19 protein-coding genes and 1 other annotated feature are annotated in these 19919 nt (G+C 37.7%); of the genes, 14 read left to right on the top strand and 5 right to left on the bottom strand.

Annotation, left to right across the window (positions count from 1 at the left end; translation table 11 throughout):
* The first annotated feature begins 92 nt into the window (after window positions 1-92).
* On the top strand, window positions 93-1949 hold the full coding sequence (gene selB / locus ACY3XC_RS11980) for a selenocysteine-specific translation elongation factor (protein ID WP_464868869.1): 1857 nt from the start codon (window positions 93-95) through the stop codon (window positions 1947-1949).
* Between the two features lie 47 nt (window positions 1950-1996).
* Here selB and ACY3XC_RS11975 read toward each other — a convergent pair whose 3' ends face one another.
* Window positions 1997-3424 (bottom strand): TerD family protein, encoded by a 1428-nt coding sequence (locus tag ACY3XC_RS11975; RefSeq protein WP_464868732.1) that lies wholly within the window; start codon window positions 3422-3424, stop codon window positions 1997-1999.
* 231 nt (window positions 3425-3655) lie between these two features.
* On the opposite strand from ACY3XC_RS11975, the gene ACY3XC_RS11970 reads away from it, so the two are divergent.
* The 4 genes from ACY3XC_RS11970 (at window position 3656) to ACY3XC_RS11955 (ending at window position 8725) form a co-directional block, all read left to right on the top strand.
* Complete coding sequence (locus tag ACY3XC_RS11970; protein ID WP_464868731.1) at window positions 3656-4348, top strand: sigma factor-like helix-turn-helix DNA-binding protein; 693 nt, start codon at window positions 3656-3658, stop codon at window positions 4346-4348.
* A 30-nt stretch (window positions 4349-4378) separates the two neighbouring features.
* Window positions 4379-4963 carry an ATP-dependent Clp endopeptidase proteolytic subunit ClpP gene (clpP, locus tag ACY3XC_RS11965; protein WP_179158683.1) on the top strand — a complete coding sequence of 195 codons (585 nt, stop codon included), beginning with the start codon at window positions 4379-4381 and terminating at the stop codon, window positions 4961-4963.
* Between the two features lie 144 nt (window positions 4964-5107).
* Window positions 5108-5569 (top strand): MarR family winged helix-turn-helix transcriptional regulator, encoded by a 462-nt coding sequence (locus tag ACY3XC_RS11960; RefSeq protein ID WP_179158682.1) that lies wholly within the window; start codon window positions 5108-5110, stop codon window positions 5567-5569.
* Window positions 5570-5572: 3 nt separating this feature from the next.
* On the top strand, window positions 5573-8725 hold the full coding sequence (locus ACY3XC_RS11955; protein WP_464868730.1) for an MMPL family transporter: 3153 nt from the start codon (window positions 5573-5575) through the stop codon (window positions 8723-8725).
* 43 nt (window positions 8726-8768) lie between these two features.
* On the opposite strand, the gene ACY3XC_RS11950 is transcribed toward ACY3XC_RS11955, so the two are convergent.
* Together ACY3XC_RS11950 and ACY3XC_RS11945 are read right to left on the bottom strand one after the other, a co-directional pair.
* The gene (locus ACY3XC_RS11950) at window positions 8769-9653 is read right to left on the bottom strand and encodes a cupredoxin domain-containing protein (protein ID WP_464868729.1); all 885 of its coding nucleotides are present in this window, start codon (window positions 9651-9653) and stop codon (window positions 8769-8771) included.
* Window positions 9654-9794: 141 nt separating this feature from the next.
* The gene (locus ACY3XC_RS11945) at window positions 9795-9929 is read right to left on the bottom strand and encodes a hypothetical protein (RefSeq protein ID WP_256989073.1); all 135 of its coding nucleotides are present in this window, start codon (window positions 9927-9929) and stop codon (window positions 9795-9797) included.
* Between the two features lie 138 nt (window positions 9930-10067).
* Window positions 10068-10285: a binding site (T-box leader), on the top strand.
* A 46-nt stretch (window positions 10286-10331) separates the two neighbouring features.
* Here ACY3XC_RS11945 and proS point away from each other — a divergent pair.
* The 7 genes from proS to ACY3XC_RS11910 all read left to right on the top strand — a co-directional run bounded on the left by proS (window position 10332) and on the right by ACY3XC_RS11910 (window position 17279).
* Complete coding sequence (proS, locus tag ACY3XC_RS11940; protein WP_464868728.1) at window positions 10332-11762, top strand: proline--tRNA ligase; 1431 nt, start codon at window positions 10332-10334, stop codon at window positions 11760-11762.
* A 95-nt stretch (window positions 11763-11857) separates the two neighbouring features.
* Complete coding sequence (locus ACY3XC_RS11935; protein WP_464868727.1) at window positions 11858-12430, top strand: GNAT family N-acetyltransferase; 573 nt, start codon at window positions 11858-11860, stop codon at window positions 12428-12430.
* Window positions 12431-12472: 42 nt separating this feature from the next.
* Entirely contained in the window at window positions 12473-13138 is a 666-nt protein-coding gene (locus ACY3XC_RS11930) for a vWA domain-containing protein (RefSeq protein ID WP_464868726.1), read from the top strand.
* 133 nt (window positions 13139-13271) lie between these two features.
* Entirely contained in the window at window positions 13272-14513 is a 1242-nt protein-coding gene (gene hmpA, locus ACY3XC_RS11925; protein WP_464868725.1) for an NO-inducible flavohemoprotein, read from the top strand.
* 90 nt (window positions 14514-14603) lie between these two features.
* On the top strand, window positions 14604-15380 hold the full coding sequence (locus ACY3XC_RS11920; RefSeq protein WP_464868724.1) for an SGNH/GDSL hydrolase family protein: 777 nt from the start codon (window positions 14604-14606) through the stop codon (window positions 15378-15380).
* A 14-nt stretch (window positions 15381-15394) separates the two neighbouring features.
* Entirely contained in the window at window positions 15395-16306 is a 912-nt protein-coding gene (locus ACY3XC_RS11915; protein ID WP_464868723.1) for an ABC transporter ATP-binding protein, read from the top strand.
* Window positions 16299-17279 (top strand): ABC transporter permease subunit, encoded by a 981-nt coding sequence (locus ACY3XC_RS11910; RefSeq protein ID WP_464868722.1) that lies wholly within the window; start codon window positions 16299-16301, stop codon window positions 17277-17279. Before ACY3XC_RS11915 ends, ACY3XC_RS11910 begins: the two co-directional genes overlap by 8 nt.
* A 140-nt stretch (window positions 17280-17419) precedes the next feature.
* Here ACY3XC_RS11910 and ACY3XC_RS11905 read toward each other — a convergent pair whose 3' ends face one another.
* On the bottom strand, window positions 17420-18643 hold the full coding sequence (locus ACY3XC_RS11905; RefSeq protein ID WP_464868721.1) for an NAD(P)/FAD-dependent oxidoreductase: 1224 nt from the start codon (window positions 18641-18643) through the stop codon (window positions 17420-17422).
* A gap of 292 nt (window positions 18644-18935) precedes the next feature.
* On the opposite strand from ACY3XC_RS11905, the gene ACY3XC_RS11900 reads away from it, so the two are divergent.
* Both ACY3XC_RS11900 and ACY3XC_RS11895 read left to right on the top strand, forming a co-directional pair.
* A complete protein-coding gene (locus ACY3XC_RS11900; RefSeq protein WP_464868720.1) occupies window positions 18936-19520 on the top strand; it encodes a hypothetical protein in 585 nt (194 codons plus the stop codon).
* A gap of 19 nt (window positions 19521-19539) precedes the next feature.
* On the top strand, window positions 19540-19665 hold the full coding sequence (locus ACY3XC_RS11895; protein WP_256989071.1) for a hypothetical protein: 126 nt from the start codon (window positions 19540-19542) through the stop codon (window positions 19663-19665).
* 35 nt (window positions 19666-19700) lie between these two features.
* Here ACY3XC_RS11895 and tatA read toward each other — a convergent pair whose 3' ends face one another.
* On the bottom strand, window positions 19701-19916 hold the full coding sequence (gene tatA / locus ACY3XC_RS11890) for a twin-arginine translocase TatA/TatE family subunit (RefSeq protein WP_179158672.1): 216 nt from the start codon (window positions 19914-19916) through the stop codon (window positions 19701-19703).
* Window positions 19917-19919: the final 3 nt, after the last annotated feature.

Below are 19919 nucleotides of genomic sequence, written 5' to 3'. Positions count from 1 at the left end.
CTCTTGAACAATATGTTTTTTAAGGATAAAGTAAAAAGGAAGACCGAAAAAAGTAGGTGGCAACTTTGGAGAAACGATATTTTACAATTGGCATGGCAGGGCATATAGATCATGGTAAAACTTCTTTGACGAAAGCTTTGACAAATGTGGATACTGATAGATTAAAGGAAGAAAAAGAACGACAAATTTCAATTGAACTTGGATTTGCTCCATTATATGAGGATCAGGATATTCAAATTTCGGTTATTGACGTGCCGGGGCATGAGCGGTTTATTCGTCAAATGATTGCTGGGGTGGCAGGGATTGACCTTGTGGTACTGGTTGTTGCTGCAGATGAAGGAGTCATGCCGCAAACGAGAGAGCATCTGGATATCCTAAAATTCTTAGGAGTGAAAAACGGGTTTGTTGCGATTTCTAAAATTGACAGGGTTGATGAAGAATTTATTGAGCTTGTAAAGGATGATATTTTAGAAGAATTAACAGGAAGTGTCTTTGAGGATGCCCCGTTTGTATTAGTGGACAGCCTATCTAAAAAGGGCATAGAAGTGTTAAAAGAGTTAATCATCAAAACCCTTAAAGAGCAGGAAATGAGAGACGCAAAAGGTGCCTTCCGTCTGCCGATTGACCAGGTATTTACTGTCAAGGGTCAGGGAACAGTGGTTCGTGGGACGGTTTATGAAGGAACGGTGGAAGAGGGTCAAACATTAAAGATTATGCCGCAGGGACTCGAAGTGAAAGCAAGGCAAATTCAGGTTCATCATATGCAAGCTCAAAAAGCATATGCTGGCCAGCGTACAGCTATTAATCTTTCTGGAGTTTCGAAAGAGGACTTAGAACGCGGTGATGTTCTTGTATCTTCCGAACACTTTATTGTTACGAAAACAGTGGATGTAGCGATACGGGTGGTTGAGGATCTCGAACATATGGTAAAACAGCGGATGCCGATTAAGCTTCATATTGGAACCACAGAGGTAATGGGACGGATTGTCTTTTTTGATAGGAATGAGATAAAAGAAGAAAACGGTGAAATTCTTTGTCAGCTTCGTTTAGAGGAAGAAATCCTTACTAAGCGGGGGGATCGCTTTATTTTACGTCGTCCAAGTCCACAAGAGACGATTGGCGGCGGCTGGGTAATCGATCCAAGAGGGAATAAATATCGGTTTGGAAATCAAACGATTGAAGAACTTGAAAAGAAAAAAGAAGGTTCGCCAAAGGAACGGATAACGGCTGCCATCTATGAAGCCAAAAGTCTATCTCTTAATGAGTTAATAAAGCGTACAGCACTTGAAGAGGAAACTCTGAATGAGTTTTTAGCTGATGATGAATTTGTCTTATACAATGGTAAAGAGTTTACACTCAATATGTTAATTAATTCGATTGAAGAAGACATCTATGATCGTTTACAAGAATTCCATCAATTGTATTCCATGAAACTTGGTCTTAATAAGGCCGAACTTTTGCAGTCTATGCAAAAAAGATTCCCAAAACCGCTAATTGATTTTGTGGTGGAAAACGGGATTGCAAATGAAGTATTTAAGCGGAAAGAACAGTTTGTTTCCTTGGCAAACTTTGTACCGCATGTACCGAAAAGCTGGCAAAAGCGGGCTGAAAACATGCTAGGTGAATTAAAGAAGGATGCGCTAAAGGTTCGTTATTATAAAGACTATTTTTCGGATTCTGGTATTCCTGACCATTTAGAAGCTGATTTAAGACGGTTTATGGAAGATCAAGAATTTGTTGTCTATTTGGATGAGCAATTTGCTTATCACGGGGATGTTTTTATGGAAGCCGTCGAAAAACTTCGAGGTGGCACAGGACAAGAATTTGAAGTTGGCGATGCCAAAGAAATCTTAGACCTTTCCAGGAAATATATGATCCCATTTTTAGAGAGATTAGATTCTAAAGGCCTTACAAAACGAGTAGAAAATAAACGAGTTTGGCAAAAATAAGCAAGTAAAAACCTCAATCCAATGTAGCGGATTGAGGTTTTTACTTGCTATGAAAGAAATTCTCCAGGATTTAATCCTAACTCGCGGCAAATATCACTGACCATTTGCATTTCATTGTGATCAAAATTACCGTCTGCATACCCAATGGCAATACAATAGCGAGCAACTAAACGGGCAATTTCTGGTTTTGATCTAATTTTTCCAAGTGCACGGAAGGCTTCAGCCCGACCAATCATCCGGTCTGCTTCAATCCGTGAAACAAAATAATTAAATCTTTGGATGACTTTGTTACTATCAAAAACGCGTAACTCTTCGCTGGAATTAACAAATTCAATCATTTTCTGACGTTCAGTGGCATCCAAATATCCGTCTGCCATGGAAACCAGGGCACAAGCCGCTACTACTGCCTCTAAAACATCCTGACTCTTGTAACGATTAAACAATTCCTGAGCTTTTCTTTTCGATTGATTGGCCCATTCATTTATGTCGGTTTGATTCGGTGACCAATTGTTACCACAGCTATTACAAGTAAACTTTAATTGGTTCTTCCCAATAAAACCACCAAGCAAACCTACAGGCCCTAGAATTAACCCGCCAATTGCTGCTTTCCCCAAACCAAAGCCCTTTTGCCCCGTCCTAACATTCGATGAGTTACAGCGCGGACAATGAATATCATCCCCATATGTACGATGGTTGTTTGGTGAAGATGTTTGTGTTGGATATCCAAAAGCTGGCTGCGAATAGGAAGATTCCGGCTGTAAATGAATTCGCTGAGTCTGTTGGTTTTGCTGATAAGGGTTAGAACCGTATTGATTTTGATTAAATGAATTTTGGTTATTGAATTGGTTTTGATTGTTATTAAAAAGATTTTGCTGCACAGGTGGTGTTGGTGCCGGTGCATCATCTACTGATACACCAAAATTGCGGCATAATGCAGCCAGCCCACCTTGAAAACCGCTGGCAATCGCATTAAATTTCCATTCTCCATTATGACGGTATAGTTCAGCCGCAACAATCGCTGTTTCAACAGTAAAATCTCTGCCTAGGTTAAAACGAAGTAGTTCCTCATTGGTTTGTTCATTAAAGATTCGTACGTATGAATTAGAGATTTGTCCGAAATTTTGCTGCTTCATTTGAGCATCATGAATCGTAATCGTAAAAGCAATGCGATGAATGTGGCTGGGAACTCCCTGTAAATTGATCCGGATTTGTTCGTCATCCCGTTCGCCAGCACCATTTCGGTTATCCCCGCTGTAATTAATCGAGCCATTTCCGCCAGATGGATTATTATAAAAAATAAAATCCTGATCACTTTGAACCTTACCCGTTTGCCCTAATAAAAAGGTTGAAGCATCTAAATCAAAGTTAGAACCATTATGTGCAATATCCCATCCTAAACCCACGACAACATTATGCAGACCAGGATGTGACTTTGTTAAATCAACCTTTTGGCCTTTACTAAGCGTAACTCCCACGTAATTCACTCCTAATCATGTTTACTCTTCTTATCTTATTATAATGCAAGCGATGTAGAAGAAAGAAATGATATACCCATTAATTTTTCTCGCTCCTAACATCTACGATAAAATGGTGAAAAAGTTTCATAAATGTATATAGTAGAAATATAAGAAAAATTTTTTCCACCCGTATCTTTTTAATCCGTTAAAACGTTTAGAATGTAGAGAGTGTTAAGGGAGTGAAAAATAATGGCTAACAAACTTAGTCTGTACAGCCTTGAAGATGTGCAGTCCGAGGAATTCTTTTTTAGTGAATCGTATCCCAAGCTGCAGAAATATTGTTACTTTCTATCTCAGAGTAAATGGGATGGAGATGATCTTGCTCAAGAAGCTATGATAAAGGCTATAACCTATTATCATAAAGATAAAATTACAAGTGCATTATTAAATAAAATTGCCCGCAATCAATGGATGGATACTCTTCGAAAGAGAAAAAGGGAAGAATTAAGAAATGATCAGAAGTGTGAGGAGTCCTATTTCCCAACTGGAGATAGTATGGATTCTGTCGATTTACTGATGGAATGCTTTACTCCAAGACAAGCGATTATTTATTTCTTAAAAGAAGCCTTCCAATATCAATCGAAGGAAATTGCAGAGATATTAAACACAACAGAAATTGCTGTAAAATCAAGTTTAAACAGAGCAAGAAAACGGATAGAAAATCAAAGGGAAAGTCAGTCTCTCGATTCATTTTGGGAAGATGAATCGAGAGAACAGCTTGGGAAGCTTTTTCAGGATTCTCTAGTCAACCAGGACCCGACAGATTTGATTGAAGCCATTCCGTCCATCCTAGATACAACGGAAGTACCTTCCGCAGCGTTTAGAATAACCATCCCATTCAAAGCATCAGCTCCTTTAAGCACTCTCTGCATGGCTGCATAGCCTACTATTCGCTTTTAAGGAGGATTTAAAATGAGTACCATTCCTTATGTTATTGAACAATCTAACCGTGGTGAACGGTCGTATGATATTTATTCTCGCCTGTTAAAGGATCGTATCATTATCATTGGTGATGAAATTAATGATCATGTGGCGAACAGTGTTGTCGCTCAATTATTATTTTTAGCAGCGGACGCACCCGATAAAGAAATTTCTCTTTATATAAATAGTCCAGGAGGCTCCACTTCAGCAGGATTCGCTATCTATGATACCATGCAATACATTAAGCCAGAGGTTCGTACCATTTGTACAGGGATGGCAGCATCCTTTGGAGCGATGCTGCTGCTCGCCGGTACAAAAGGAAAACGTTATGCTCTTCCAAATAGTGAAATTATGATTCATCAGCCACTTGGAGGCGTTAGAGGGCAGGCAACAGAAATAGAAATCTCTGCAAGACGCATCCTAAAGCTCCGCGAACATATTAATCAGATTATTGCTGACAGAACGGGTCAAACCGTTGAAAAAGTAGCAAAAGACACAGATCGAGATTACTTTATGAGTGCCGAAGAAGCCAAAGAATATGGAATTATCGATGAGATTCTATACCCCAAAGAATAAACTGAAAAATAATAATGCAAAATATGAAAAAAGGTCAGCAATTAGCTGACCTTTTTTTATTGACACCTTTTACGACGTGTCATATAGTTAAACAGGTGAATAGTTTAACAGTTTAACTAATTTTGAGGTGAGGTGAAATGGACAATGGATAAAAAGACAATTCAGGAACTAATCGACCGATATGTGTCCGTTTCTTTTGATGTCAATAAGAAAGCAGAGTCATTGATTAAAAATCAGATTGAAGAAGACCTAACGATTGATCAACATTATATTATCGGATACATTCAGAAATCAAACGAGTGCACGTCGTCTGAATTGGCAGAAGCCTTTGGTGTCAATAAAAGTGCAATCACTGCAATCATTAACCGGTTGGCAGATAGAGGTTTAATTGATAGAACGCGTGATGAAAACGACAGAAGAGTGGTTTATCTAACCTTAAGTGAAAAAGGAAAAGAACTGCTTCAAAAGACACAAGAAAAGGTACATCTTTTAGTTGAGACAATTATCACCAAATTTGATGAAACAGAAATTACTAATTTTATAAATACCTATGAAAAATTAGCCCTGATATTAACCAACATGAAAAAGGAAGAAATGGGGGAATAAAACGTGAGAGCAATTATTAAAGGTAAATGGTTTATCCTCATTTCGTGGATAGCCATGGTTGCTGTGCTTTTTATGGCTGCACCAAATATGGAAAACCTTGTCCGTGAAAAAGGGCAAATTAACGTTCCAGAAGGTTATTCTTCTACTCTCGCTGAAAAGATTTTGGAAGATGTCCAGTCGAGTGAAAATAGCGGGAATGAGCTGCAAACAGCATTAGTCTTTCATAGTGATAAGAAGTTAATGAAAGAAGACTTTGCTAAAGCAGAAAAAGCAGTTTACATTCTTGAAAAGAATAAGGAAGAACTTGGTATCACTTCGATTCTAACTCATTTTAATCAAGAAGAATTAAAGGAACAGCTTGTATCTGAGGATGGTAAAACCATTCTTGTTTCTGTAAATGTCATAGCAAATGACCGTGAAGGAAAAGAAATATCGAAAGACTTATATGAAGCACTTGAAGATGTAGAGTTAGAACACTATTATACGGGGAACTGGTTAATTGCTGAGGACCTTGTAACAAACTCACAAGAAGGTCTGAAGAAAACAGAAGGTATCACGGTTGTGTTCATATTAATCGTCCTTTTACTAGTGTTTAAATCAGCTATTGCTCCAATTATTCCATTAGTTACGGTAGGATTCAGCTATTTGGCTGCACAATCGATTGTCGCTATCTTAGTAGATACAGTGAATTTTCCGTTATCAACCTTTACGCAAATCTTCTTGGTAGCAGTCTTGTTTGGGATTGGTACAGACTATTGTATTTTGCTGCTTAGTCGATTTAAAGAGGAAATGTCAAAAAATGATAATGTCGTAGAAGCAATTGTCATCACCTATCGAAATGCCGGAAAAACGGTTTTCTTTAGTGGGTTAGCAGTTATGATTGGATTTGCTTCGATTGGGTTTTCAACCTTTGTACTTTATCAATCAGCAGCAGCGGTTGCAATTGGTGTAGCGTTATTGTTACTCGCCCTATTTACTGTTGTTCCATTTTTTATGGTGGTGTTGGGAAAGAAACTTTTCTGGCCATCGAAGGGTAAGCTTGAACATGGGGAAAGTAAATTTTGGGGATTTGTTGGTAGTTTTGCTCTAGCACGTCCATTAATTGCCTTACTCATTGTGGCAGCTATTTCAATTCCAGCTTTATTTACCTACGATGGAGATTTATCTTTTAACTCTTTAGAAGAGATAGGTGATGAATTTAATTCTATCAAAGGATTTAATATCATTTCTGATGGCTTTGGTCCAGGTGAATCAATGCCTACTCAAATTGTCATTAAAAATGATGATGAAATGAATACTTCAGAATACATTGCTATTACTGAAAAAATAAGCCAGGAACTTAATAAAATTAGTGATGTAGATTCGGTACGTTCTGTGACACGTCCAACAGGAGAAACCATTGATGATTTATATATATCTGAACAAGTAAAAAGTCTGGGTGATGGACTTGGCCAAGGGAATGAAGGAATTCAGAAGATTAGCAGTGGTCTAGCCGAGGCAGGAGACCAGCTTGAAGCCAACCAGCCTAAAATGGAAGAAGCTGTAGATGGAATTAGCCAATTAATTAATGGTACGAACCAGTTACAGTCTAGTATGGGAAGTATTCAAGAGAACCTTGCTAAAATTGAAGAAGGTTTAAATCAAGGTGCAACCGGTACTACTCAAATAAAAGAAGGCTTAACAGTTGTTAAATCTGAGTCTGCCAAGGTATTAGCAGGCAGTAAACAATTGCTTGAAGGTTACAAACAAGCAGAGGGCGGCATTAAGGCTCTTGCCGGAAACTACGAACAAGTAGCAAAGGGTGTTAGTGGATTACACGATACCTTAGCGGCAACAAATCAATATTTTACTAATTTAGAAAATCAATATAGTGATATTGGACAAAATGAAAACTATTTAGCAATAAAAATGACCATTCAAGGATCTCAGGCAGCAACAGCAGAATTAGCTGGAATATTGAATCAATTAAATGCTGGTTTAAAAGGTGCACAGGATGGTATTAGTTTTGCTAATGGTAAATTCTCAGAAGCCATTGCGGGTCAGGAAGCTCTCGTAAAAGGAATGGAAGACCTTTTAAAAGGTTTAACAGAAATTGAATCAGGACTTTACACAATGGGAAATGGCCAAGGTCAAATTGTGGATGGACTTCCACAATTTTCAAATGGTTTAAGTGGTGTTAATAATGGTCAGCAGCAGATTTTGACAGGTTTTCAAGACTTAGGTGGTCAAATTACCCAGTTGACAGATGGATTGACGCAAAGTGCTGATGGATTAAATCAAGTATCTGATGGTTTGGAGTCTGCTGAAGAGTATCTAGCTGGAGTGGGCAGCCAAGAGAAAAATGGTTTTTATATCCCACAAGAGGTCCTAAACAGCAAAGACTTCGAACAAGTTTTAGATACCTATATGTCAAAGGATCACAAGGTAATGACGATTGACGTAGTATTTAGTAAAAATCCGTACTCTAACGAAGCCCTAAACACAGTTCCGGAAATTAAGGCAACTGTGGAACGGGTGGTAAAGGATACGAAGCTTGAAAACGCAGAAGTAGCAGTGGGTGGGGTATCAAGTATGCACCATGACCTTGATAATATTTCACAAGCGGATTACTCACGGACAGTGGTACTGATGCTAATAGGGATTACGTTTATTCTAATCATTCTATTCCGTTCCATCATTATGCCGCTATATTTGATAGGGTCATTAATATTAACCTACTATACTTCTATGGCATTAGCAGAGGTTATCTTTGTTAATTGGCTGGGTTATTCAGGCATTAGCTGGGCTGTTCCATTTTTTGCATTTGTTATCTTAATAGCGCTCGGCATTGATTATAGTATTTTCTTAATGGACCGATTTAACGAATTTAAACATATGCCAGTAGAACAAGCAATCCTTATCGCTATGAAAAAGATGGGAACCGTTATTATCTCTGCAGCCATCATTTTAGGAGGTACATTCGCTGCGATGATGCCGGCAGGTGTTTTATCCTTGCTCCAAATTGCGGCTATCCTCCTAATAGGACTCTCACTTTATGCACTCGTGATCTTACCATTGTTTGTTCCAGTTATGGTAAAAACATTTGGGGCAGCAAACTGGTGGCCGTTTAGAAAAAATAACGATAATGTTGTGGAACATCATTCAACACATATGTAAAAAAGCAGCTCGCTGAAGGTTTTCAGCGAGCTGCTTTTATAGGTTATTCAACAATAACGGTTCCTCTAAACATATTCATTCCACAGTTAAAGGTGTATTCACCCTCTTTGTCAGGTGTAAAGGTTAACTTTGTTGTACCTGCCTTTAGGTTAACATTATTTAAATCAAAATCAGGCATCATGAAGGTAGAGAAGCAGCTATTATCACCTGGATTTGTTATATTTAATTCTACAGGCACGCCTTTTTTTACTTTAATAACATTTGGAGTGTAGCCAGTTGGTGTAACCATCATTTCAATTTTTGGATTGGTTTCCTTCGTAATATCTAGTTCTGTCTGTTTTGGTGTGGTAGTTGTAGTATTCTCTTGTGTTTGTGCTGCTTCGCTCTCACCAGGAATCTTAACCAAATCACTGCTATACAAAAACAAGAATAAGGCAATGAGTACTAACCCGCCTGATAAGATATTAAATGGTGAAATTCCTTTTGTATCAAGTGTAAGTTTTCCATTAGAGTCTACGATGATAAATAATAGGACAAGACCAAGAATGATTGCATACACAGCTAATAAAATACCTAATATGATAGTAGGATTATCGAACTGAAGAATTGCTCCCAAAAGAGCACCCATTATTCCACTCACGACCCCAGTTGCTGACCCCGTTAAAATGGCAAGGATTCCTATCGGTTGACCAGCGATAAAGCCAAGAATAAAACCTATTAACGTACCCAATCCAACAGGGAAAAATAATTCTCCTGATAGAATTCCGCTAATATACCCAGCTAATAGACCACTCATCAGGGTTAGTACCATTACGATTACCAGTCCAGATAAGTTAGCTAGTTTATTTTTGTTCCGATGTAAAAGGAAAATAGAAGACCCTGTCATTAAACTCATAATCACGATTGTGAATATCGACAACATATACATTTAAAAAACTCCCTAAAGTTAATAAACAACATATGTACATTATAAATGTAATGGATTGTATTTTTAGAGGCTTTTATGAACGTTTAATGAAACTTAGAGGAAAATAAAAAAGACGTCAGTAACGTCCGGTTAAATAGTGGATTATTCTTTCTTTTCATGATCTAATGTGTTTTTGTAAATTCTTTTTAAGGCTTCATTTTGCATTTTCATGAGCTCAAGTAAGTATTGCTTTTCTTCTTCTTCCTGTTCTATCTCATTCTTATCTTCATTTTTCAAGGAAATCACCTCATTTACATAATTGTAACCCAAATAGTGGGTAAGAATAAAGATAAGGAGAAATGGATGTCAGAATAATCTTCCATAATAATATTTGACATTTTTGTATCTGAAATATATAATTTTTGAAAAATACTATTTGAAACTGTGATGAGGATTAGTAAAATGTAGATGGTCTTACAAAGAGAGGAAACCATTGGTGGAAGGTTTCTTAAGACAGACATTTGAACCTGCCTCGGAGTTCTGTATCGGATTCTTTTTGAAGATACATGCGGATAAAATCCGTTATCATGTCGAGAGTATAAAGCATTTGCTTTATGAATTTAGGGTGGTATCGCCAGGTCTTGGTCCCTTTTTGGGGCCAAGGCCTTTTTATATTCAAAAAAATAATGAGGTGTCAAAATGGCAAAGGAATTTGTAAAAGATGTTACCAGCATGGACGAGGATTTCGCCCAATGGTATACCGATGTAGTAACAAAAGCAGACTTAATTGATTATTCAAGTGTTCGCGGATCGATGATTATCCGTCCTTATGGGTATGCCCTTTGGGATAATATAAAAAATGAATTAGACCGCCGAATCAAAGAAACAGGTCATGAAAATGTCTATATGCCATTGTTTATTCCTGAAAGCTTATTGCAAAAGGAAAAGGATCATGTGGAAGGATTTGCGCCTGAAGTAGCTTGGGTTACACATGGCGGTTCTGAAGAATTGGCTGAGCGTTTAGTAGTCCGTCCAACATCGGAGGTTCTTTTTTGCGAGCATTATAGTAAAATTATTCATTCTCACAGAGATTTACCAAAATTATATAATCAATGGGCAAATGTCGTCCGCTGGGAAAAAACGACTCGTCCTTTCTTGCGAACATTAGAGTTTTTATGGCAGGAAGGTCATACTGCACATGCGACCGATGAAGACGCAATGGAAGAAACCATAAAAATGCTGAATGTATATGCAGCGATTTGTGAAGAGATTCTTGCAATTCCAGTAGTAAAAGGCCAGAAGACGGAAAAAGAAAAATTTGCAGGAGCGAAGGCTACTTTTACCATTGAAAGCTTAATGCATGATGGTAAAGCACTTCAATCCGGAACGTCTCACCACTTTGGAACTGGTTTTGCGGAAGCATTTAATATTCAATATACCGATAAAGAAGGAAAGCTTCAGTATGTACACCAAACCTCATGGGGCTTTACAACAAGAATCATTGGGGCGTTAATTATGGTCCATGGAGACGACCGCGGTTTAGTTATTCCTCCAAAAGCGGCGCCAACTCAGGTTATGATTGTACCAATCGCACAGCATAAAGAAGGAGTTCTTGATTTTGCCTATGAATTGAAGGATTCCCTTTCTAAAGTAGCACGTGTTAATATCGACGCCAGTGATAAAAAACCAGGCTGGAAATTCAATGAATACGAAATGAAGGGAATTCCAGTTCGTTTGGAAGTTGGACCAAAAGACATTGAAAACAAGCAGGTTGTATTAGTAAGACGAGATACATTGGAAAAAGTAATTGTTCCATTGTCTGAACTTGAAACAAAGCTGGCAGAATTACTCGATGATATCCAGGCCAACTTATATAATAAAGCTTTGAACCACCGTGAAGAAAGAACATCTGTGGCGGTGACGCTTCCTGAATTAAAGGAAAAGCTAGAAGCGAAACCAGGCTTCATAAAAGCGATGTGGTGCGGCGAACTTGCGTGTGAGGAGAAAATCAAAGAAGAAACAACTGCAACTTCTAGATGTATTCCATTTGAACAGGAACAAGTTTCTACTACATGTGTGTGCTGTGGTAAAGAAGCTGACAAAATGGTTTACTGGGCAAAAGCATACTAATATGAATTTTAGACTCTTCCTTTTGGAAGGGTCTTTTATTAAAAATCCTTAGTAAGAGTTCATGAAGATCCAAAGTTTTAAAGGGGGGAGACATAGTGAAACCAATATTAAGAGAGTTTCCAGAAGAGTTTACTACCGATAGATTATTGATCCGAAAACCCTTACCAGGTGATGGTAAAGCGGTATACGAAGCCATACAAGCATCACTCAATGAACTAAAGCCATGGATGCCATGGGCTCATATGAATCAAACTGAGCAGGATGTAGAAGCCAATATACGTGATAGTATTGCAAAGTTTATTACCCGTGAAGATTTAAGATTACATCTTCTAGATAAAGTAACTGGTGAATTTATTGGTTCATCAGGCTTGCATCGAATAAACTGGGATATACCTAAATTTGAAATTGGCTACTGGATTGATACCCGTCATTCCGGTAAAGGATACATTACGGAAGCTACGGAGGCTATCACGAATTTTGCCTTTAATGAACTTCATGCAAAACGAGTTGAAATCCGCTGCGATTCGAATAATACAAGAAGCAGAGCCATCCCTGAGAAACTAGGATTTACATTAGAGGGGATATTAAAAAATGATAGTCTGACAGTAGGGACAAAGGAACCAAGAGATACCTGTGTTTTTGCAAAAACAAATTTGTATCCACTATAGTATAATTATGGGAGTTGGTAAAATTTTGAAAGGGGATATATCATGACGACAATTAGTTTAATGAAAAAGACTGCAGGAGTTATTTTAGAAAAGAAGAAACTTACCGATGTGGTTGCAAGAGTTGGGTTAATCTTAGATATATCAGGGTCAATGCGTTCTCTGTACAAAAATGGGACAGTACAAAAAGTTGTGGAGCGAATTTTAGCTGTTGCTAGTCAGTTTGATGATGATGGAGCACTTGATGTTTGGGTGTATGACAACGAATTTTCACGATTGAAGTCAGTAACTGAAAGCGATTTTATTAATTATGTAGATGATTATATTTTAAATAACAATTTAATCCACAAATTTGGTAGAAATGATGAACCCCAGGTAATGGAAGATGTAATTAATAAATACACAGTAGAACAACCTGCAAAGGAACCTACCTTTATTGTGTTTATCAACGATGGCGGTTGTAAGAGAACGATTAAGAAGCCTATAGTTGAATCCTCCAATAAACCAATCTTCTGGCAGTTTGTCGGTATTGGTGATTCTAATTTTGAGGTGCTAGAAAAACTGGACACTATGGAAGGCCGTTTCATAGATAATGCAAATTTCTTTCACATTAAGGATATTGAAATTATATCCGACGAAGAATTGTATAACAATCTGCTAAATGAGTTTCCTGAATGGCTGGCAGAAGCAAAAACAAAGGGAATTCTGTAAGGTTAAGAAGGTACTTTAGTTCTAGGCCAAAGTATTCGAATATAATAGAGTGTGATTTACATCACTTACTCCTTGCATGATAACTCATATAATCACTATATAAATAGTAATAACCACATAAGGAGTGTTTGTTTTGTTAAATCAAAAAACAATCGAAATCATTAAATCAACCGTACCTGTTTTAGAAAAACATGGAGAAGCGATTACAACACGATTTTATCAAATGATGTTTGGGAATCATCCTGAACTATTAAATATCTTTAACCATGCAAACCAAAAACAGGGAAGACAACAAAGAGCGCTTGCGGGGACAGTCTATGCGGCGGCACAATATATTGATAACCTTGAAGCAATCCTCCCTGTTGTTAAACAAATTGCCCATAAACATAGAAGTCTCGGAATTAAACCGGAGCATTATCCGATTGTCGGCAAACATCTATTATTAGCGATTAAAGATGTACTGGGTGATGCTGCTACAGATGAGATTATCAATGCCTGGGGAGAGGCATATGGGGTAATTGCAGATGCCTTTATCAGTGTTGAGGCTGAAATGTATGAAGAAGCTGAAAAACAAGAAGGTGGATGGGACGGTTTCCGCAGTTTTGTAGTTGATCGTAAAGTAAAAGAAAGTGATGTTATTACATCGTTCTATTTAAAACCGGTGGATAACAAGGGAATTGCTCAATTCCTTCCAGGTCAATATATTAGCATTAAACTTGAAATCGATGGCGAGGAATTTACACATATCCGTCAATATAGTTTGTCTGATGCTCCAGGTAAAGATTATTACCGCATCAGCGTAAAACGCGAAGCAGGAACAGCGAACCCTGATGGAATGGTATCAAATTACTTACATGACGGTGTAACAGAAGGCGAAATCCTAAATGTAAGTGCTCCAGCGGGAGACTTTGTCCTTGATATTGAAAAAAATACACCTGTAGTACTATTAAGCGGCGGTGTAGGTTTAACTCCAATGTTAAGTATGTTAAAAACAGTAGTTGAAGTGCAGCCTCAAAGAAAGGTAACTTTCATTCATGCTGCGGCAAATGGAAATGTCCATGCACTTAGAGAAGAAGTAGAAGCACTAGCTTCTAAGGACAATGTAAACTCATTCTTCTTTTATGATTCTCCAACAGAAGAAGATCGTAAGAGCAATGCCTTTGATGTTGAAGGCTATGTGACACAAGAGTGGCTTGTGAAAAATGTATTAAGTTTAGATGCAGACTTCTATTTCTGTGGTCCACTGCCATTTATGAAATCTATTAATACTTCTTTAAAGAATTTAGGGGTAAATGATGAAAGAATTCACTTTGAATTTTTCGGACCAAAAGATAGTTTAGAAGAAAGTGTGAAGAAAGAACCGGTTTCCGTTTAGGAAATCGGTTTTTTTCTGGGTTGAAAGTTTGATTCGGCCATTAATTGTGATTAAATAAAAAGTAGAAATCCCTAGGAAGGATGAAGCTTTTTGAATAAGAATGTCATAAGGTCGGTAACCATGGTGTCTGTATTTTTTTGCCTCCTCTGGCTGGTTGGACTTGGATGGGCAGTAGCCGAATATTATGCAGGCAAGCCCGATAAAATCCCAGAGAAAACCATTATTGAAAAAAAAGCAGAGAAAAAAGAAGAAATGCATATTGTTGCCATAGGTGATTCCTTAACAAGAGGAACAGGTGATGAAACCGGAAAAGGCTATGTTGGGGTCCTTATGGACGAAATAAAGGAAAAAACAAAGCAGGAAGTGCGGCTGACGAATCTAGGCGTTAGCGGACAAGTTTCTGACCAGCTAAAGCAGCAAATTCAGCAAACGGAAGTTAAGCGGCAAATTCAATCAGCAGATATGGTTTTAGTGACAATGGGCGGCAATGATTTGTTCAGGGGTGGACAAGGTTTATTCGAATTTAATCCGGAAGACATTACTGAAATCGAGAAGAAGTTCCTTGAAAACATGCATTTTATTTTCCAGCAGATTCGTACCAGTAATCCAAATGCAAATGTTTTTTTCATTGGCCTATATAACCCATTTATTGACTTAGAAGAGGGAAAAGAGATGTCAAAAGTAGTTCGTCATTGGAATTATCAGAGTGCTGAATTAAGTGCCAATTTCCCAAAGATTGTATTTGTACCAACATTTGATCTGTTTGAGTTAAAGGTTAATGATTATCTATATACTGACAAGTTTCATCCAAATACAAAAGGGTACCGTTTAATAGCTGAACGAGTGGCTTCATTGCTTACCTGGTAAGGAGAACGGCGAAAATGGAGAAAATAACTTTATCTGTACATAATTTGAAAAAAATAATCGGAAAAAATGAAATCATTAAAGGGATTAGTTTTGATTTAAAAGAAGGGGAGGTATTTGGATTCTTAGGTCCAAATGGTGCCGGTAAAACGACGACCATCCGGATGTTAGTAGGATTAATCAAACCTACTTCAGGAAGCATTAAGATTGGCGGCTATAACATTGAAGAAAACTTCGAGGAAGCAATGAAACATCTCGGCTGTATTGTTGAAAATCCTGAATTGTATCCATATTTGTCTGGTTATGATAATCTGCTGCATTTTGCGAATATGCTTGATGGGATTGGCAAAGAGCGAATCAACGAAGTAACGAAGCTTGTGGGTCTAAAAGATCGAATTCATGATAGAGTAAAAACCTATTCACTTGGAATGAGACAAAGACTGGGGATTGCACAGGCGCTTTTAGGAAGACCCAAGGTGTTAATTCTTGATGAACCAACGAATGGTTTAGATCCTGCTGGTATCAGAGAAATGAGGGAGTTTATTCGGTTCCTTGCCGAAGAAGAGGGACTGAGTGTTCTTGTATCCAGCCATCTATTAAGTGAAATTCAACTACTGTGCGACCGAGTGGCGATTATTTCAAGAGGGACCGTGATTAAAACGGATACTGTCCATAACTTGTTATCAAATAGAGAAAGAGTTGTATGGCGTTTCCATCCCGCAGAGGATGGGAAGAAGGTTTTACATTCCGTGACAACCATTGAAGAAAGAGAAGATGGTTCCATTTCGACGGAATATGATGAGATTAAAACAGCAGAGTGGAATAAGATGCTTGTTGAAGCAGGTGTATCTGTGACTGAAATGAATCGTAAAATGCCTGTATTGGAAGATTTGTTCCTCGAGTTAACCGGGAGTGATTCCATTGAATAAACTGATTCAAAATGAAATGATGAAGCTTATTGCCAAAAAACGTCTAATTGTAATTGCAATTATCATTGGTATCCTGGTTGCAATGTTTACCTATGCCCAATATAAAGAGGTTGAAAGACAAAGAGAAAAATTAGGAACCGACGATTGGCGGACGATGATCCAACAAACCATTATTGACCAGCAAAACCGAATTAGCAGTGCCCGTATTTCGGATGAATGGAAAAAACAACTGCAAATTGCCATGCAGCAAAATCAATATTATTTGGATCATGACATAAACCCCTCAGAGCCTGGTGCTCCGACGTTTATGAGAATATTTTTGGAAAATTCAATTGAACTATTTATTCCATTGATGGTTATGGTCATTGCAAGTGATATTGTGTCCTCTGAGCATAGTCAAGGCTCGATTAAGTTACTATTAACGCGGCCCGTTAAAAGGTGGAAGGTCCTGCTGAGTAAATATATAACTTTAACTTTTGCCATCTCGTTAATTGTAGCGATAGCTGGAATCCTCTCTTATGGTATTTCGGGATTGGTATTTGGCTATAAAGGCTGGGGAGCCCCAGTATTGACTGGTTTTACTGTGAGTGATACAGGTTTAAATACCTCCAGTGTGAAGTTAATCAATCAATGGCAGTTTCTATTAATGGATTTTGGACTAGTTTGGTTTGTAGCGATTGTCGTAGGGACACTTTCTTTCATGCTATCCGTGTTAATTCGCAGTACGGCTGCTGGCATGGGTGTTATGCTGGCTGCTCTAATTTCAGGAGCGATTCTTAGCAATATGGTTTCGTCATGGGAGTCTGCTAAGTATTTCTTTATGGTGAATTTAAAGCTAACAAATTATATGAATGGTAACCCGCCGCCAATCGAAGGGATGACATTATCATTTTCAATGATGGTTCTACTTGTGTGGTGGGCAATTGGATTATTTGTTTCATTCCTTGTATTTACCAAAAAGGATGTATATTAAATCAAAATAAAAGAGCTATTCCTGCGTATTTGGAATAGCTCTTTGCCTTAATATTGGGGGGGATTAAGGCGCAAAATAAACAAGGGATATCCTAATCAATGGGAAGAAGGAGAGGGATTCCTTTTCCATTGTTTTAACATTTACTGATTTGCTGTCATTTTTACTGGTTCTTTACTTACTCCAAAGTGCTGTTTAATGATGAGGGAAGTTCCGCCAAGGTTTAATAAATAGCGGGCTTCAATTACTTGTTTCATGAAAGCACCAAATAATCCAGATAGTCTAAAGTTTCCAACCTTTCCTACTGCAGCAAAGGTTCCGATTGATGCAACAGATCCTTTATGGTGATATTCAAAAGCTTTCAAGCTTCCTCCTCTTAATGCTGCAACAATATTCTTCGCGCAAACATCAGCTTCTTGCAGGGCAACCTGTGCTGTTGGAGGGAGAGCATTTTTATCATCCTTCATGAATAAAGAACAGTCACCAATACTAAAGATGTTTTTTCTACCATTAACTCGAAGGAACGAGTCAACTGGGAGTTTGCCTTTTACAATCGGCAAGCCGCAATTTTGAACAATCTCATTGCCTTTCACACCACAAGACCAAATTAATGTACGAGTTGGAATCTCGATATTATCTTCAAGTACAACCTTCTCAGGTGTACATTCTAAGATTTTGGTTGCCGTATACATTTGAATATTAAACTTTTCTAGCACTTCAGTTGTATATTGGATGGACTCCTTAGGGAAAAACGGAATAACAGATGCAGCAGCCTCTACTGCAACAATTTTTACATCTTCATAAGGAACTTCATATTTTTTACAAAGCTTAGGAAGCCCCTCTGCTAATTCACCTAACATTTCGATTCCTGTAAATCCGCCGCCAGCTACAACAAACGTCAGGCGTGATGGATCTTTGTCATCTTTATAAAGAGATAATTGTCTAATGATTTGATTATAAATGGCTTTTGTACTTCTAAAGCTGCGGATGGCAAAAGCATGTTCCTTAATACCAGAAATCCCGAATGTTTCAATATCGAAGCCTAAAGCGATTAATAGGTAATCATACTCTACCGTTTCGCCACCCTCAAGGTGTACTGCTTGCTTGGAAACATCTACACCAGTAACATTGCCTTTTTTAAAATTTGTTTTTAGAGGATTTATCAACTCAGGAATTTCCATCGCAATTTGACGATCAGCAGCAGTACCTGCTCCAGTTTTATGGAGTTGAGTCGTGATGTAGTGGTATTCATGTTTATTAATTAATGTAACGTCTGCTTCACCAGATATAAGTAACTTTTCTAACTTCTTACTTGTGATAATACCGCCGTAACCTGCTCCTAAGATCACTATTTTTGGTTTGCTCATTTTAATGCATCTCCCTAATTATAAAAAAGTTTATCTATCTATGATAATTTTGTGAAATCTTTCACAATAACTTGTAAAAAATATAGAGCGATTTGCTCTATATTTTTGTGAATAATTTCACATATCTTCTATATTCTTAGAATACGGTATCCCCTATGAAGAAACAAGTAGTATATAACAATAAAATTTGTCGAATTGGTAAATTTTTTTCGACTTACAGGGAATGATAAATTCGTGCCAAATTAAAAACTGGTTAAATATAAGAATATAGTAAGAAAGAAGGAGAATAGCTATGAAAAAAAGAATGTTGATGATCTTGCTAGGATTAATACTAACGATGCCAGTTTTTGTATCTGCGAATGTACAAACGCCAGGAGGAAGTGAAAAACCAGCAGTACCAGGCTCTCAGGATAAAGATGGAGAGAAGGAAACAGAAGAATGTGATTGCGAAAAACAGGAGCATAATCACAAAGACTGGCAGGCAAAAATGGCGGAGCGTGAACAAAGGCTGCTAGGATGGGTGGATCAATTTACCCCTGATAAAAAAGCAGAATGGACAAAGGTATTAGCTGAGAAAAAGGAATTAAGAAACAAGTGGTTAAGTCCTGAAAATGCTGAGAAACGTGAAAAGTGGAAGCAAGAAAAAATGACGAAGATTCAAGAGTTAAAGAAACAGTTAGATGAAGGAAAAATAACAAAAGAGGAATTTGTTCAAAAAGCTCACGGCGGGAAAGCAATGGGTCATTGGAAAACTTTCCATGACCTAAAGTCTGCAGTTGAGACGAAAAATGATAAGCGGGCAGCAGAATTATTAAATCAACTTCTCGATCAGTCTAAACAACATAATGAAAAGATAAAGACCATGTTAGCAGAATAGAATTGTGGAGTTGAATCACTTGGCAAGAAATCGATTATTAATGACAACAGCTGCATTAGGGGCAGCATATCTATTGAGAAATGATAAAGCAAGGAAGAAAATAATAAACCAACTTCAAAACTTTGCTGATAAATCGCGAAGATAAAAAATGCAAGCTGCAACAATGCAGCTTGCATTTTTTTATTTTTTTAATTCAATCTTTTCTTTCTGTGCCTCTTTTAGATCATCCTTAAATTCTTCCTTAATGTCATTCGTAATTCCATCTGTAGCACGCTTGAATTCACGAATGGATTTACCAAATGCACGGCCAATTTCAGGCAGTTTATTCGGTCCAAAGACAATTAAGGCAAGCACTAGAATTAAGATTAATCCGGGTACACCAATGTTAGAAAACATCCC

Source organism: Bacillus sp. CZDM1 (assembly GCF_055502545.1).
This window is presented reverse-complemented; position numbering and strand designations above follow the sequence as displayed.

Coding starts and splice junctions, on each gene's coding strand:
- ACY3XC_RS11900 (WP_464868720.1), top strand. CDS start 18,936: ATGAAAAAAAGAATGTTGATGATCTTGCTAGGATTAATACTAACGATG.
- ACY3XC_RS11905 (WP_464868721.1), bottom strand. CDS start 18,643: ATGAGCAAACCAAAAATAGTGATCTTAGGAGCAGGTTACGGCGGTATT.
- ACY3XC_RS11970 (WP_464868731.1), top strand. CDS start 3,656: ATGGCTAACAAACTTAGTCTGTACAGCCTTGAAGATGTGCAGTCCGAG.
- ACY3XC_RS11950 (WP_464868729.1), bottom strand. CDS start 9,653: ATGTATATGTTGTCGATATTCACAATCGTGATTATGAGTTTAATGACA.
- ACY3XC_RS11930 (WP_464868726.1), top strand. CDS start 12,473: ATGACGACAATTAGTTTAATGAAAAAGACTGCAGGAGTTATTTTAGAA.
- selB (WP_464868869.1), top strand. CDS start 93: ATGGCAGGGCATATAGATCATGGTAAAACTTCTTTGACGAAAGCTTTG.
- ACY3XC_RS11915 (WP_464868723.1), top strand. CDS start 15,395: ATGGAGAAAATAACTTTATCTGTACATAATTTGAAAAAAATAATCGGA.
- proS (WP_464868728.1), top strand. CDS start 10,332: ATGGCAAAGGAATTTGTAAAAGATGTTACCAGCATGGACGAGGATTTC.
- clpP (WP_179158683.1), top strand. CDS start 4,379: ATGAGTACCATTCCTTATGTTATTGAACAATCTAACCGTGGTGAACGG.
- tatA (WP_179158672.1), bottom strand. CDS start 19,916: ATGTTTTCTAACATTGGTGTACCCGGATTAATCTTAATTCTAGTGCTT.
- ACY3XC_RS11960 (WP_179158682.1), top strand. CDS start 5,108: ATGGATAAAAAGACAATTCAGGAACTAATCGACCGATATGTGTCCGTT.